This window comes from Lutibacter sp. A64 (assembly GCF_022429565.1).
In the GTDB taxonomy this organism is placed as follows: Bacteria; Bacteroidota; Bacteroidia; order Flavobacteriales; family Flavobacteriaceae; genus Lutibacter.
Map to the genome: position 1 here is coordinate 2605418 of NZ_CP092487.1, position 15359 is coordinate 2620776.

Here is a 15359-nt window from a genome sequence, read left to right on the forward strand (position 1 = left end):
CATGTCGTTACACAATATCCGGTTAGAGGTAATGCTAACCCTAGAAAAAAATATAGATACTTTTGTAGAAAAGTTTTTAATTACTCCTGAAAAAATTTGGCAACCAACCGATTTTTTACCAAATTCTCAAAACGAAAAATTTATTGATGAAGTAAAAGAAATTAGAGAATTATCTAAAGAATTAGATGATGATTTTTGGGTAGTTTTAGTTGGAGATACTATTACCGAAGAAGCTTTACCAACCTACGAATCTTGGCTATTAGATGTCGAAGGCGTTTCTCAACACAGCGCAAATGGAGGCGATAATGGCTGGGCAAAATGGATTAGAGCTTGGACTGGTGAAGAAAACAGACACGGAGATGTATTAAACAAATACTTATACCTATCTGGTAGAGTAAATATGCGTGAAGTTGAAATAACTACACAACATTTAATTAGTGATGGCTTTAATATTGGAACTGCACGAGACCCATACAAAAACTTTGTTTACACCAGCTTTCAAGAATTAGCAACCTACATCTCACACAACAATGTAGCTAAAATTGCACGTAAAAACGGACATAAATTATTAGCTAAAATGTCTAAAATTATTGCTGGCGACGAAATGCGTCATCACTTAGCTTATACCGAATTTGTACGACAAATTTTTCAACACGACCCAAGTGAAATGATGTTGGCCTTTCAATATATGATGAAATATAAAATTGTGATGCCTGCAATGCATTTAAGACATTCTTTTGAAGAAAAAGGAACTTTATTTGATCAGTTTTCGGCTGTTGCACAACGCGCTGGCGTTTATACTGGTTTTGACTATGTAGACATTATTAGAAAATTAAATGCTACTTGGGAAATTGATAAAATAACTGGATTAACTGCCGAAGCTGAAAAAGCAAGAGATTATTTAATGAAATTACCAGACCGAATGTATAGAATTACAGAAAGAATTGTAATACCTAATACAAAATATGAATTTAAATGGATGAATCCCTTAACCTAAATCAGGTTTGTTTATCATTCAAAAAAATAAAATTAAAAGGCCTAATAAATTTTAAACTTATTAGGCTTTATTTTTACTCTTAGAATTTAAGCAATCTTTACAAACTCCTGTTAAAATACAATTCACATCTTCAACTAAGTAACCATTAGGAATTGAAAAATTAACTTCCCCATGCAAACACTCTATTGCCTTACATTTAACACACCTAAAGTGAAGGTGTTTATGTTCTATAGTTTTTTCAGCATGATTATTTAACGCAAAATATTGTATACCATCTTCAGCAACAATTTTATGCAACACTCCATCATCACAGAACCTATTTAAAACTCTATAAATAGTTGCTCTATTAATAGCAATATCTATTTCTAACTCAATTGATTCTTGACTCATTGCTTTACCCGATTTTGATAAAACAGCCAAAACAGCTTCTTTTGTAGGTGTATTTCTTCTCTTCATTAATTAATGCAATTTATTCGCAATAAACTATAGCAATATTATAAAAAAATAATACATTTGCAAAATATTAACGCAATAGAGTCGCGTTTATTACGTTTTAATAAAGCATGATGAATTTCATCTTGAATGAGAGCAAGTTATAAAAATAGTATTACATATCTATTCTTAGTCCTTTTTATTTCAATAAAAATGACAGGACTTCATGCGCTATCACATAACAATGACGATGACCATGATTTACAATGTGTTATTTGTGAAAATGCAATTACACATAACTTAACCCCTGCACTTACTCCAGACCTACAAGATTTTACAATTGAAAATATTGAATTTATTATTCCTAAAGAATTAATTAACCATTATGGTTTTATTAATTTAAGCACAATTGAATCAAATCAATTATTTTCTCGGCCACCGCCTTCTTTACTCTAATTACACTATTTTATCATTTAGAATTTTAACTATTTAAATTATTAGGTTCTTATAAACTTAATTTAAATAGCATTATTCTGTATAGCAATAACCTAAATACAAACGTATCGCTGGGATATAAAACACCCAAATTAATTTTTTAAACATTATTTGTATCTATTTTGTTGTGGCTCTTTTTTAAAGAACAATTATTCAAATCCTATTTGTATCATTATGCTTCATAAATCACTTAGTATATTATTATGTTTTAGCTTTTATGCTATTTCATTTTCCCAAAACTCTTTTGAAATAAAAGGAATAGTTATAGATGCTAAAACACAGCAACCCATAGAAGGCGCTAACATTATTAGCAACAATTTATTTGCTATCTCATCTTCAAACGGAGAGTTTAACATAAAAAATATGACAAAAGAAGTGTATACATTTACAGTTTCTTGTATAGGTTACACTCCCAAAACTTTTACTGTAAGTACAGCTGCTAAAATAGAACCTATTACAATTTCTTTAAACGAATCAGCAACTAAACTTAACGAAATAGAAGTTCAAGGAAAAACTAAAAAAAGAGTACTTCAAGAATCTCCTACGGTTTCTTATATGGTTTCTGAAGAATTTCTCAATAAAAATAGAGAAAATAGTCTTATGCAAACCCTAAGTAAAATTCCTGGGGTAAGCACCATTAGCATAGGTTCTGGACAATCTAAACCTGTAATTAGAGGTTTGGGATTTAATAGAGTTGCCGTTGTACAGAATGGCATAAAGCATGAAGCACAACAATGGGGAAGCGATCACGGATTGGAAATAGACCAATATGGAATTGAAAATATACAAATTATAAAAGGCGCAGCATCGTTACTTTATGGATCTGATGCTATTGCTGGTGTTGTAGATATTCAACCTACCAAAACACCTCTTAAAAATTCTTTTAACGGAGAAGTAAACCTTTTAGGTGAAAGTAATAATGATTTATTAGGTGTCTCTGCAGGTATTCAATCAAGAAAAGATAAATGGTTTTATCGTGGAAGATTAACTTATAGAGATTATGGAGATTATAAAGTTCCAACCGATAAAATTAATTATGAAAACTATATTTTTGAACTCGATGATAATAATTTAAGAAATACAGCCGGTAAAGAAGCAAATGCAAGTTTTAGTATTGGCTATATTTCAGACTATATAAAATCTGAAACATTTTTTAGTAATGTAAATGCTAAAAACGGCTTCTTTGCCAATGCACACGGACTTGAAGTTAGATCATCTACTATAGATTACGACAGTTCTAATAGGGATATTGATTACCCTTTCCACAAGGTAAATCATTTTAAAATCACTAATAATACTTCTGTAACTCTTGACAACCACACACTTCATTTCGATTTAGGTTTTCAAAACAATCACAGAGAAGAACATTCAGAACCATCACCACATGGTTATATGCCAAAACCATCTAACACTAAAGAGCGTGAATTTAATAAAAACACCTATGCTTTAAACATTAGAGATGCTTTTAGCCCAAATAATCAACACGATATTGTTGCCGGTTTAAATATAGAATATCAAAATAACAGTATTGGTGGCTGGGGATTTTTAATTCCAAAATATAACCGATTTACAATTGGGGCATTTGCCTACGATCAATTTGAAATTAATTCTAATTTACATTTTTTAGCTGGTATTCGTTACGATTATGGATTGCTTGACACTAAATCGTATTTCGATTGGTATCAATCTACTGTAGATAATAATGATGGTTCCACATCTTATGTATACCTACAAAGATCACAAGATAAAACCTTAGATTTTGGAAATATTAGCGCTTCTGCAGGTTTAAGCTATTTGCAGAAAAATACCACCTACAAAATAAATATTGGAAAGAGTTTTAGAATGCCTTTATCTAATGAATTAGCTTCAGATGGTGTAAACTATCATATGTACCGTTACGAAAAAGGAAACCTAGATTTAGACCCTGAAGAATCGTATCAATTAGATATTGATATTGACCATACAACTGAGTTATTTAGTGTTGGAATTAGTCCTTTTATCAATTTTTTTGAAAACTATATTTATTTAAATCCAACTTCAAATTATTATGAAACCCTTCAAATTTATGAATACACACAAAGTAAAGTATTTAGAATTGGAGGAGAATTTAGAGCAAGTTCAACAATTACTGAAAATTTACAATTAGATGTTTCGGCAGAATACGTGTACTCTAATCAAACCAGTGGAGCAAAAAAAGATTTTACACTTCCTTTTTCACCTCCATTATCAGGACTATTTACACTAAATTATCAACTTAAAGACTTTCTTTTTTTAAACAAACCTCAATTAAGTGCTAGTTATAAAATAGCAGCATCTCAAAGTGAAATTGTACCACCTGAAGAACAAACAGATGGCTATCAAGTAGTAAATATGTCTTTAGTTACAGAAATGAACCTTATAAAAAACAATGCGCCTATAGAAATGCGTATAAAATTAAACAATGTATTTGATACTAAATATTTTGACCATACCAGCTTCTACCGCTTAATAGACATTCCAGAAGCAGGTAGAAATTTATCAATATCATTAACAATACCTTTTAAATAATATTAAAAACAAACAATTAAAATTAAAAACAAATGAAAACAAATTTTATGAAATCAAATTACAAATTAATAGCTCTTTTTGCTTTTCTTGGACTCTTTTTACAATCTTGTGATGATGATGATCCAGTTTTAAACGCTCCTTTAATCTCAAATTTTGAATACGGAGAAGGAAGCGTACATTCAACAGATCAGGTTGCTTACAAGGGTTCTGACATTCATTTAGAAGCCGAAATTAGTGCAGAAGCAGTAGTTAGCAGCATTACACTTGCTATACATACACACGAAGTAACACCAGGTGAAGATGAAATAGATTGGGATTTTGAACAAGTATTTACAGACACAAAATACTTAGTAATAAACCCAAATTTTCACGAACATATTGATGTTCCTACAAACATTCCTTCTGGTGAATACCATGTAGTATTAACCGTTGTTGATGAATTAGGAAATAGCACAGAAGTTGAAGGACATATTCAAATACTAAATTATATCACACTAAGTGAATTTTCTATAGATGAAACTGTTGCTAGAGGAGATGATTTTCACGCAGAATTTATGATAGATGCTGTTAATGGTATACATAGTATAACTGTTGATGTACACGCACACGGAATTACTGTTGGTGATGGTGAAGTTGAATGGGATTATGAAGAAGAATTTTTAGGTGACTACCACGAACAAACTTCTGTTGAATTTCATGAGCATATTGATGTTCCTGCTACTGCACCTGCAGGAGAATACCATATTATTTTTACAGTTGAAGATGAAGATGGTAATACAAAAGAGTATGAAACTCATATAGATGTTACTGCATAATTTAAAAAAATACCGCATAGTAAACAATTATACTATGCGGTTTTAAACCTTGAAAATGAAATTTACATTAAAATATTTTTATTTTTTATCATTTATAATACTAATCTCTGCTTGTTCAGATGACGATAGTGTTGATAAAGATGAAGAAAAACCGACTATAACAATCAATTATTCTAATGGTTTTCCACAAGCTTGTGAGCAACTTGTAAAAGGAGAAACCTATACGTTTAAAGCTAAAGTAACAGACAATAAAGCTTTAGCTGCTTATAGTTTAGATATCCATAATAATTTTGATCATCACACACATGATGATCAAGGTGTACAATGTGATTTAGACCCTACAAAAAATGCTGTTAATCCTTTAATATATATGGAAAATTACGCTATTGAAGGCGGATTAACTTCCTACGAAATATCGATTAGCTTAACAATTCCAAATGATGTAGATACTGGAGATTACCATTGTTCTTACTCTGTAACAGATGAAACAGGATGGCAAAGCAGAACATCAGTAGATATAAAAATTATTGAATAAGTAAAGCTTATAAGTATACATCATTATGCTATGTTTGAGTTAATTTTATAATGATCGCTACAGTGCCAGTTAAATTAACTGGCACTGTTTTTTTAAACACACTATTCTTCTAATATCTTTAATCAATAATCTTAAAATTTTCCTTATCGTTTAAAAAGTTTAATTTATTTCTTGTATTTTCAATACTCGTTTTATCAACAGTAATAACTACAGTAGTTTCATTCGTTTCTTGCATTTCTACAATTGGAGCTCCCAAACTATCATAAGCTATTGTATGCCCATTATATTCAATAGATTCACCATCTTTACCTGTTCTATTAACACCCACTACATAACACATATTTTCAATAGCACGCGCTTTTAACAAGGTATCCCAAGCTACAATTCTACGTGTTGGCCAATTGGCAACATAGATTAAAATATCGTAATTTTCAGTATTTCTTGCCCAAACCGGAAAACGCAAATCGTAACAAACCTGTGGACAAATTCTCCAACCTTTGTATTCAATAATTATTTTTTCTGTTCCGGAAAAATACGTTTTTTCTTCACCTGCCAAAGTAAACAAATGTCGTTTATCATAGTATTCAATTTCTCCTAAAGGATGTACAAATACAAACCGATTGTAATAGTTATTTTCTTCGGAAATAATTAAACTTCCACAAATAGCTGTATTTTTTTCTGAAGCAATTTGTTGCATCCATGTTACAGTAGCACCTTGCATAGTTTCTGCAAGATTTTCTGGCTGCATACTAAATCCAGTTGAAAACATTTCAGGCAACACAATTAAATCTACCTGCTGCCCTATTTCATTTATTTTTTCTGAATAATTGATTCTATTTTGTACTGCATTCTGCCAAACAATATCTACTTGTAATAATGCTATTTTTAAATGTTGCATAGTATTTCTGCTGCTTTTTTTATAGTGTCGTTGCTTTTTGCAAAACAAAAACGTAAAACTTTAGTATCTAAATTATTTTTGTTAAAAACCGAAATCGGTATACTCGCAATTTTATGCTCTTTTGTTAGTCGCACTGCAAAATCACAATCTCTTTCATTTGTAATTTCTTTAAAATTTAACAACTGAAAATAAGTACCTTTTGAAGGTGTAAATTTAAAACGAGAATCTTTAATTAAACTTAAAAATAAATCTCTTTTCTGCTGATAAAAATTATTTAATTCTAAATAATTTGAAGCCGTTTTTAAATATTCAGCCAAAGCAATTTGCGTTGGATGGTTTACGCTAAACACATTAAACTGATGTACTTTTCTAAATTCAGCCATTAATTCTTTTGGCGCAAGACAATAACCAACTTTCCAACCTGTATTATGAAATGTTTTACCAAAAGAAGCTGTTATAAAAGCTCGTTCTGCCAAAGCTGGAAACAATGCTGCTGTTTGATGTTGTTCACCATCAAAAATTATATGTTCATACACCTCATCACTTAACAATACAATATTAGTGTTTTTTAAAATAGCTTCTAACTGAAGCATATCTTCTTTAGTTAAAATTCTTCCAGAAGGATTGTGCGGCGTATTTATAATAATCATTTTGGTTTTTTCGGTAATTAAACTTTTTACCAATTTCCAATCAATTTTAAAATCTTCCGGATTTAATTGAACAGGAATTACCTTACCTCCAAAAAGTTGAATTGTTGGCTCGTAACAATCATAAGCTGGTTTAAAAATCAATACTTCATCGTCTTTCTTAACTGTGGCTGCAATGGCAGTAAAAATAGCTTGTGTTGCTCCTGCCGTAATGGTGATTTCGGTTTCAGGATTATAGGAAACATTATATAAATATTCCATTTTAGCTGCAATAGCTTCGCGCAAACTAAAAACACCAGGCATTGGAGCATATTGATTTTTACCATTCACCATTGCTTTATTTACTAATTCTATAAGGTTTTTATCACTTTCAAAATCTGGGAAACCTTGCGATAAATTCAGTGCATGTTCTTTTTGAGCCAATGCGCTCATAACCGAGAAAATTGAAGTTGGTATTTCTGGTAGTTTAGATTGAAATGAATTTTTATACGTCGGCATTATTATTAGATTTAGCAGCTAAATTTACTAAATCTTATTTTTATAAACAGAAAGAAGCTCTTTAATAAATTAACTCTTTTGTAGTTATATTTATTTTTAAACTAAGTTGAAACATAATTATTGGTAAAAAATACCAACAATGGCTAAAACACCAATACTTGCAATATAATTTCACTATTTTTACGAACTTGCAAAGTTAATCAACAAACAATGAAATCATTAAAATCATTTTGGAAGAAAAATTCCATTTACTTTGTAGATATTTGGCAATATTTAATCATTATTCTAATTTTTATTATTGCAGGAATTATATATCTAATAGTCAATTAAAAGGTAAATATTTTTTTTCAGGTATTAAAGCAGCTAAACAAATTCTGTGTAACATAAACTCTTCTATTCAGAAGAAAATGCTAAAATATCTGCTGGTTGACATTCTAATTCTTTACAAATTGCTTCTAAGGTAGAAAAACGTATTGCTTTTGCTTTACCAGATTTTAAAATAGAAAGATTTGCAGGTGTAATACCTATTTTTTCAGCCAACTCTATGCTTTTCATTTTTCTAGTGGCAAGCATTATGTCTAAATTTACAATAATAGGCATACTTATATAGTTAGTTCGTTTTCTTCTTTTAACTTTTTTGACATTTTAAAGGTTTCACTTAAAATTATAAAGAAAAACCCTAAACAAAGCATTAATAAATTAGAGTTAAAACCAATTTCTAAATGTATTTCTTTTGAATATAAAAAATCATATATAAATGATAACGCTCCTGAGGCTATTGCAGATATAATTAATAAATACCCAATTTTATTAAAATTTTCAATAACAATTTCATCAAATATTTTTAGCCTTTGAAAACTACGAAGTATACTTTTAAACAAGTAAATGCAATAAATTAATAAAATATAAACAAGTAACATTGCACTTAAAATAAATTTACTGATTAAACTTGTTTCAACAATCTCTAATCCATTTATTTTTATATTAAAAATACTGATATCATCGCTTATAAAAATAAAAACCGACATAAAAAGTATTAATGGAACAGAAAACATTGATAAGATCCATAAGATGTCTACAATTGTTTTTAATATGTTTAACTTTTTCATATTTAAATAATTAATTTAAACAAATATAATGAAAATTATTGTTAAACGATAATATTTTATTTTAAAACAATAAAAAACCTGTTTTATTTCTAAAACAGGTTTCAATTGAATTTCTATATTTTAAGTTCTAAATAATACTATATACTAGCTTTTAAATATTCACGATTCATACGTGCAATATTATCTAGTGAAATTCCTTTAGGACATTCCACTTCACAAGCTCCAGTATTGGTACAGTTACCAAATCCTTCAGCATCCATTTGAGCTACCATATTTCTAACACGGTCAGCAGCTTCAACTCTACCTTGTGGTAATAATGCAAACTGAGATACTTTTGCAGAAACAAATAGCATAGCACTTGAGTTTTTACAACTTGCAACACAAGCTCCACAACCAATACAAGCAGCAGCATCCATAGATAAATCTGCATTGTGTTTAGAAATTGGAATTGCATTTGCGTCTTGTGTATTTCCTGAAGTGTTTACTGATATATAACCACCTGCTTGTTGTATACGTTCAAAAGCATTACGATCTACAATTAAATCTTTAATTACAGGGAATGCTTTCGCTCTCCAAGGCTCAATATAGATTGTATCACCATCTTTAAAAGTTCTCATATGTAACTGACAAGTTGTAATACCTCTATCTGGACCGTGAGGTTCTCCATTAATATGCAAAGAACACATTCCACAAATACCTTCTCTACAATCGTGATCAAAAGCAATTGGAACTTCATTTTTTGCAACTAAGCTTTCATTCAAAACGTCCATCATTTCTAAAAACGACATATGTTCTGAAATATCGGTAACTTTATATTCGACCATTTGACCTTTCTCTTGAGGTCCTTTTTGTCTCCAAATTTTTAACGTTAAATCCATAATGTCTTTTTTATTTGTATGAACGAGTTTTTAATTCGATATCTTTAAATTCTAATTGTTCTTTGTGTAAAATTGCTTCACTAGGTTTTCCGGTATACTCCCAAGCTGCTACATACGCATAATTTTCATCATCACGCAATGCTTCACCATCTTCAGTAACATATTCTTCACGGAAATGACCTCCACAAGATTCATTTCTTTCTAAAGCATCTTTTGCAAATAATTCACCTAATTCTAAAAAGTCAGCTACTCTACCAGCTTTTTCAAGCTCAACATTCATTTCGTTTAATTCTCCAGGAACTTTTACATTTTTCCAGAAATCTTCACGAATCTCTTGAATTTCTTTAATAGCTTCTTTTAAGTTTTTCTCATTACGAGCCATTCCTACTTTATTCCACATAACTAAACCAAGTTTTTTGTGGTAGTAATCTACAGAATGAGTTCCTTTATTATTGATAAAGAATTCTAATCTTTCTTGTGCCTGTTTTTCAGCTTCATCAAATTCTTTAGTATCTGTTGGAATTTTTCCTGTTCTAATATCTTTTGATAAATAAGCTCCAATTGTATAAGGTAATACAAAATAACCATCAGCTAAACCTTGCATTAAAGCTGAAGCTCCTAAACGGTTAGCGCCGTGATCAGAGAAGTTAGCTTCACCAATACAATATAAACCGTCAACAGTTGTCATTAAATTATAATCAACCCAAACACCACCCATTGTGTAGTGTGTTGCTGGATAAATCATCATAGGAGTTTTGTATGGATTGTCATCAACAATTTTCTCATACATTTGGAACAAGTTTCCATATTTTTCTTCAATAACAGCTTCTCCTAATTCTGTAATTTTTTCTTTAGAAGGATTTGATATTCCATGTATTTTTGCTTGTTCAGATCCGTAACGGTGAATTGCAGATGCAAAATCTAAATAAACAGCCTCTCCTGTTGCATTTACACCATAACCAGCATCACAACGTTCTTTAGCGGCTCTTGACGCAACATCACGTGGTACTAAGTTTCCGTAGGCAGGATATCTTCTTTCTAAATAGTAATCTCTATCTTCTTCAGCTATTTCTGTAGGTTTTAATTTACCTTGTTGAATTGCTTTTGCATCTTCAATTTTTGCAGGAACCCAAATTCTACCATCATTACGCAATGATTCTGACATTAACGTTAATTTAGATTGGTAATCTCCTGAACGTGGAATACACGTTGGGTGAATTTGTGTCATACAAGGATTTGCGAAAAACGCTCCCTTTTTATGAACTTTCCAAGCTGCCGTAGCATTAGAACCCATTGCATTAGTTGATAAGAAATAAACATTTCCATAACCTCCTGTTGCAATAACTACTGCGTGAGCTGAATGGCGTTCAAGTTCTCCTGTAATTAAATTACGTGCAATAATTCCTCTTGCTTTTCCGTCAATTTTTACAACGTCTAACATTTCGTGACGATTGAACATCTCAATTTTTCCACGAGCAATTTGACGGTTCATTGCAGAATAACAACCTAATAATAATTGTTGTCCTGTTTGTCCTTTAGCGTAAAATGTTCTTGATACTAATACACCTCCAAATGAACGATTATCTAACAGCCCACCATAATCACGTGCAAAAGGAACCCCTTGAGCTACACATTGATCTATAATAGCTCCAGATACTTCAGCTAAACGGTAAACATTAGCTTCACGTGAGCGATAATCTCCTCCTTTTACAGTATCATAAAATAAACGATAGTTAGAATCACCATCATTTTGATAATTTTTTGCTGCGTTAATTCCCCCTTGTGCTGCAATTGAATGCGCTCTACGTGGAGAATCTTGGTAAGCAAAAGCTTTTACGTTATATCCTAATTCTGCTAACGAAGCTGCTGCAGAACCTCCTGCTAAACCAGTTCCAACAACTATAATATCAATATTACGTTTGTTAGCTGGATTTACAAGATCTATATTTTCTTTATAAGTTGTCCACTTATCTTTAATTGGACCTTCTGGTACTCTTGAATTTAAAGTAGTCATATTCTCTTAAGATTAATGGTTAAAATGGTGAAATAAAGCAATTATAATAAATCCTAAAGGAACTACTATTGAATAGATAACACCTAAATTCTTAACACATTTTGTGTATTTATTATTAAAACCCATTGATTGAAAAGCCGATTGAAATCCGTGTGCTAAATGCAAGCCTAAAAAAATGAATGCAACCACATACGCAGCAACCCTCCAAACTGGCACAAACTTGTGTTGTAACTCTTCGAAATAACGATAACCTTCTTCTCCAGGAAGTACACCACTCATATCACCTAAAATATATTTGGTGTTAATTTCTGGAATCCAAAAATCAATAAAATGTAAAACAATAAATGCCAAAATTGTTGCACCGCTGTAAATCATAGTTCTTGACACCCAAGAAGAAGTTGCAGCACCATTAAATTTCGCATATTTAACATTTCTAGCACGTTTATTTCTAATTTCTAAAATGAACCCCATTACAAAGTGAAATACCACTCCAAAAATCAATATAGGTTGCATAGCAAACTGTATTAAAGGATTGGTACCCATAAAGTGCGATAAATCATTAAAAAGATCTGCACTAAATAACGAAGTAACATTTACTGCTAAATGAATAATTAGAAAAATAATTAAGAAAAGCGCCGACAATGCCATAGCCACTTTTCTTGCAATTGATGAAGATATAAATCCGCCCATTTTTATTAAATTTTTATAAGTTGCAAATATACTATTTCCTTTGATTTTATAAAACACAAATCAGTCTTCTTTACTTATTTAGAACAAGTATAAATAACTTATACTCTTTAAAATATGACAAATATCAGGTTTAATTTTACCATGTTATTCTATTTTAAAAACTAAATTTAAACCTATTAAAAAATAAGTCTTATGGCTATTAAAAAAGGATTATTTAATACATCTATTGCACGTAAAAACTTAATGGCTCTCACAGGGCTATTTATGCTATTTTTTCTTACAATTCATTTAATAGGAAATCTAATTTTAATAATACCTGACTCCTATTTCCCTATTGAGTTTTGGGATAATGTTGCTAACCCACATGACATGTACAATGCATACTCTCATTTTCTAGTACATTTTTGGCCAGTAACTGTTATTGCATGGGTATTATACGCTACAATTGTTATTCATGTAATTGATGCGCTACTAATTACCATTAAAAATAAACAATCTAACGGCGAAAAATATCAAGTAATCGACAATTCAACAAGTACTTGGTACTCTAGAAATATGGGTGCTTTAGGAACAATTATTGGAATATTTATTGTTATTCACATGGCTCAATTTTGGCTACAATACAAAGTATTAAAAATTGAAGATGATTTATACAATTTGGTTGTTGTTACATTTAAAGTTTGGTGGTATGTACTTATTTATGAAATTGGAATTATAGCACTGGGTTTTCATTTAGCTCATGGAATTGTAAGCGCCCATAAATCATTAGGGATTTACTCAAATAAAATAATAAATATAATTAAAATAATAGCACTCTATTTTACTCTTACTATGACTATTTTATACGCAATTATTCCAATTATTATTTACTTCAAATAAAAGCATATGGCTCTCAACGCAAAAATACCTGAAGGACCTTTAAAAGATAAATGGCAAAACTACCTTGCTACAACACGAATTATAAATCCCTCTAATCGAAAAAAATTAGATATAATTGTTGTAGGTGGTGGATTAGCTGGAGGCGGCTCAGCAGCTTCACTTGCCGAATTAGGCTACAATGTAAAAGTATTCTTTTTTCAAGATTCTGCAAGAAGATCACATTCGGTAGCCGCCCAAGGAGGTGTAAATGCCGCTAAAAACTATAAAAACGATAGCGATAATGTATACCGAATGTTTTACGACACTATTAAAGGAGGTGATTTTAGATCTCGTGAAGCAAATACATACAGAATGGCTGAAGTTTCAGCAAAATTAATAGATCATATGGTAGCGCAAGGTGTTCCTTTTGGACGCGAATACAGTGGCTACTTAAGCAATAGATCCTTTGGTGGCGTATTGGTTTCAAGAACATTTTATGCACGAGGTCAAACTGGACAACAGTTATTATTAGCAACTTACCAAGCTATGATGAAACAAATTAAAGTTGGTAAATTAACACAGTATAATAGACATGAAGTTTTAGACCTTGTATTAATTAATGGAAAAGCACGTGGCGTTATTGTTAGAAATTTAGTTACTGGCAAAATAGAACGCCATGCTGCACATGCAATTGTATTTGGAACGGGTGGCTTTGGTAAAATTTTTTATTTATCAACCTTAGCTATGAATTCAAATGGCTCAGCTATTTGGCGCGCTCATAAAAAAGGTGCTTATTTTGCAAATCCTTCATGGACTCAAATTCATCCAACCGCATTACCGCAATCGGGCGAACATCAATCTAAACTAACTTTAATGTCAGAATCTTTACGTAATGATGGTAGAATTTGGGTACCAAAAAATAAAGATGAAAAACGACCTCCTGTTCAAATTCCAGAGGAAGACAGAGATTATTATTTAGAAAGACGCTATCCTGCTTTTGGAAATTTAGTCCCTCGAGATGTTGCTTCACGCGCAGCTAAAGAAAGAATAGATGCTGGTTACGGTGTTGGTCCATTAAAAAATGCTGTATATCTTGATTTTAAAACAGCCATTGAAAAATTAGGTAAAACAACTATAAAAGAGCGCTATGGAAATCTTTTTACAATGTACGAAAAAATTACAGCCATAAATGCATACAAAGAACCTATGAAAATTTCGCCTGCTGCACATTTCTCTATGGGAGGTTTATGGGTTGATTATGAATTACAAACTACAATTCCAGGCTTGTTTGCTGTTGGTGAAGCTAATTTTGCAGATCACGGAGCAAACAGATTAGGAGCCAATTCTCTTTTACAAGCTTCAGTAGATGGTAATTTTATTTTACCTAATACTATTTCTAATTTCTTAACAGATGATATTAGAACTGGAAAAATTTCAACCAATACTCCCGAATTTGAAGAAGCTGAAAACGCCGTTAAAACTCAAATTAAAAAACTATTAGCAATTAAAGGAACTACAGCTATTGATAAAATTCATAGACGCTTAGGTAAAATTATGTTTAAAGAAGTTGCAATGTCTAGATCTGAAAAAGGATTGATTTGGGCAATTGAAGAAATTCAAAAATTACGAAAAGAATTTTGGGAAAATGCCGCTATTCCGGGTAATGAAAACGGCCCTAATTCCGAACTAGAAAAAGCCGGTCGTTTAGCCGACTATTTAGAAATGGCTGAACTAATGGCTGTTGATGCCTTAAACAGAAAAGAGAGTTGTGGCGCACACTTTAGAGAAGACTACCAAACTGAAGATGGAGAAGCCTTACGAGACGATGAAAATTATATGTTTTCTTCAGCCTGGGAATGGTTACAAAATAATGATTGGAAATTACATAAAGAACCTTTAGAATTTACTGAAGTTAAACCAACAGTACGATCCTACAAATAACAAAA

At 31.0% G+C, this 15359-nt stretch carries 15 protein-coding genes; 7 read left to right on the forward strand and 8 right to left on the reverse strand.

Going from position 1 to position 15359, the window contains the following annotated elements; all coding sequences use genetic code 11:
- Position 1: 1 nt before the first annotated feature.
- Positions 2–997: an acyl-ACP desaturase gene (locus MKD41_RS10550; RefSeq protein ID WP_240242259.1), complete on the forward strand. Its 996-nt coding sequence runs from the start codon at positions 2–4 to the stop codon at positions 995–997.
- 60 nt (positions 998–1057) lie between these two features.
- Here the strand turns inward: MKD41_RS10550 and MKD41_RS10555 are convergent, their stop codons facing one another.
- Positions 1058–1453 (reverse strand): Fur family transcriptional regulator, encoded by a 396-nt coding sequence (locus tag MKD41_RS10555; RefSeq protein ID WP_240242260.1) that lies wholly within the window; start codon positions 1451–1453, stop codon positions 1058–1060.
- Between the two features lie 189 nt (positions 1454–1642).
- On the opposite strand from MKD41_RS10555, the gene MKD41_RS10560 reads away from it, so the two are divergent.
- The 4 genes from MKD41_RS10560 (at position 1643) to MKD41_RS10575 (ending at position 5821) form a co-directional block, all read left to right on the forward strand.
- Positions 1643–1885, forward strand: coding sequence for a hypothetical protein (locus MKD41_RS10560; RefSeq protein WP_240242261.1), 243 nt, complete (start codon positions 1643–1645; stop codon positions 1883–1885).
- 213 nt (positions 1886–2098) lie between these two features.
- Positions 2099–4471, forward strand: a complete 2373-nt coding sequence (locus tag MKD41_RS10565) for a TonB-dependent receptor (protein WP_240242262.1) — start codon at positions 2099–2101, stop codon at positions 4469–4471.
- A gap of 32 nt (positions 4472–4503) precedes the next feature.
- Complete coding sequence (locus MKD41_RS10570) at positions 4504–5286, forward strand: DUF4625 domain-containing protein (protein ID WP_240242263.1); 783 nt, start codon at positions 4504–4506, stop codon at positions 5284–5286.
- 55 nt (positions 5287–5341) lie between these two features.
- Positions 5342–5821, forward strand: coding sequence for a DUF4625 domain-containing protein (locus MKD41_RS10575; RefSeq protein ID WP_240242264.1), 480 nt, complete (start codon positions 5342–5344; stop codon positions 5819–5821).
- 118 nt (positions 5822–5939) lie between these two features.
- Here MKD41_RS10575 and MKD41_RS10580 read toward each other — a convergent pair whose 3' ends face one another.
- The 7 genes from MKD41_RS10580 to MKD41_RS10610 form a co-directional block, all read right to left on the reverse strand.
- Entirely contained in the window at positions 5940–6719 is a 780-nt protein-coding gene (locus MKD41_RS10580; protein ID WP_240242265.1) for an amidohydrolase, read from the reverse strand.
- Positions 6707–7864 carry a methionine aminotransferase gene (locus MKD41_RS10585; RefSeq protein ID WP_240242266.1) on the reverse strand — a complete coding sequence of 386 codons (1158 nt, stop codon included), beginning with the start codon at positions 7862–7864 and terminating at the stop codon, positions 6707–6709. The genes MKD41_RS10580 and MKD41_RS10585 overlap by 13 nt, the downstream gene beginning before the upstream one ends.
- A 393-nt stretch (positions 7865–8257) precedes the next feature.
- On the reverse strand, positions 8258–8464 hold the full coding sequence (locus MKD41_RS10590; RefSeq protein WP_240242267.1) for a helix-turn-helix domain-containing protein: 207 nt from the start codon (positions 8462–8464) through the stop codon (positions 8258–8260).
- A gap of 2 nt (positions 8465–8466) precedes the next feature.
- The gene (locus tag MKD41_RS10595; RefSeq protein WP_240242268.1) at positions 8467–8973 is read right to left on the reverse strand and encodes a DUF2975 domain-containing protein; all 507 of its coding nucleotides are present in this window, start codon (positions 8971–8973) and stop codon (positions 8467–8469) included.
- A gap of 137 nt (positions 8974–9110) precedes the next feature.
- Entirely contained in the window at positions 9111–9851 is a 741-nt protein-coding gene (locus tag MKD41_RS10600) for a succinate dehydrogenase/fumarate reductase iron-sulfur subunit (RefSeq protein WP_240242269.1), read from the reverse strand.
- A gap of 10 nt (positions 9852–9861) precedes the next feature.
- Positions 9862–11865, reverse strand: a complete 2004-nt coding sequence (locus tag MKD41_RS10605; protein WP_240242270.1) for a fumarate reductase/succinate dehydrogenase flavoprotein subunit — start codon at positions 11863–11865, stop codon at positions 9862–9864.
- A gap of 12 nt (positions 11866–11877) precedes the next feature.
- The gene (locus MKD41_RS10610; protein WP_240242271.1) at positions 11878–12555 is read right to left on the reverse strand and encodes a succinate dehydrogenase cytochrome b subunit; all 678 of its coding nucleotides are present in this window, start codon (positions 12553–12555) and stop codon (positions 11878–11880) included.
- A gap of 192 nt (positions 12556–12747) precedes the next feature.
- On the opposite strand from MKD41_RS10610, the gene MKD41_RS10615 reads away from it, so the two are divergent.
- Both MKD41_RS10615 and MKD41_RS10620 read left to right on the forward strand, forming a co-directional pair.
- Positions 12748–13434 (forward strand): succinate dehydrogenase, encoded by a 687-nt coding sequence (locus tag MKD41_RS10615; protein WP_240242272.1) that lies wholly within the window; start codon positions 12748–12750, stop codon positions 13432–13434.
- Positions 13435–13440: 6 nt separating this feature from the next.
- Positions 13441–15354 (forward strand): fumarate reductase/succinate dehydrogenase flavoprotein subunit, encoded by a 1914-nt coding sequence (locus MKD41_RS10620; protein ID WP_240242273.1) that lies wholly within the window; start codon positions 13441–13443, stop codon positions 15352–15354.
- Positions 15355–15359 lie beyond the last annotated feature (5 nt).

Bases quoted from the DNA above. Each gene is read 5' to 3' on its own strand.
- MKD41_RS10605 (WP_240242270.1), bottom strand. From the start codon at position 11,865: ATGACTACTTTAAATTCAAGAGTACCAGAAGGTCCAATTAAAGATAAG.
- MKD41_RS10610 (WP_240242271.1), bottom strand. From the start codon at position 12,555: ATGGGCGGATTTATATCTTCATCAATTGCAAGAAAAGTGGCTATGGCA.
- MKD41_RS10555 (WP_240242260.1), bottom strand. From the start codon at position 1,453: ATGAAGAGAAGAAATACACCTACAAAAGAAGCTGTTTTGGCTGTTTTA.
- MKD41_RS10560 (WP_240242261.1), top strand. From the start codon at position 1,643: ATGACAGGACTTCATGCGCTATCACATAACAATGACGATGACCATGAT.
- MKD41_RS10595 (WP_240242268.1), bottom strand. From the start codon at position 8,973: ATGAAAAAGTTAAACATATTAAAAACAATTGTAGACATCTTATGGATC.
- MKD41_RS10550 (WP_240242259.1), top strand. From the start codon at position 2: ATGTCGTTACACAATATCCGGTTAGAGGTAATGCTAACCCTAGAAAAA.
- MKD41_RS10580 (WP_240242265.1), bottom strand. From the start codon at position 6,719: ATGCAACATTTAAAAATAGCATTATTACAAGTAGATATTGTTTGGCAG.
- MKD41_RS10585 (WP_240242266.1), bottom strand. From the start codon at position 7,864: ATGCCGACGTATAAAAATTCATTTCAATCTAAACTACCAGAAATACCA.
- MKD41_RS10590 (WP_240242267.1), bottom strand. From the start codon at position 8,464: ATGCCTATTATTGTAAATTTAGACATAATGCTTGCCACTAGAAAAATG.
- MKD41_RS10575 (WP_240242264.1), top strand. From the start codon at position 5,342: ATGAAATTTACATTAAAATATTTTTATTTTTTATCATTTATAATACTA.
- MKD41_RS10570 (WP_240242263.1), top strand. From the start codon at position 4,504: ATGAAAACAAATTTTATGAAATCAAATTACAAATTAATAGCTCTTTTT.
- MKD41_RS10615 (WP_240242272.1), top strand. From the start codon at position 12,748: ATGGCTATTAAAAAAGGATTATTTAATACATCTATTGCACGTAAAAAC.
- MKD41_RS10600 (WP_240242269.1), bottom strand. From the start codon at position 9,851: ATGGATTTAACGTTAAAAATTTGGAGACAAAAAGGACCTCAAGAGAAA.
- MKD41_RS10565 (WP_240242262.1), top strand. From the start codon at position 2,099: ATGCTTCATAAATCACTTAGTATATTATTATGTTTTAGCTTTTATGCT.
- MKD41_RS10620 (WP_240242273.1), top strand. From the start codon at position 13,441: ATGGCTCTCAACGCAAAAATACCTGAAGGACCTTTAAAAGATAAATGG.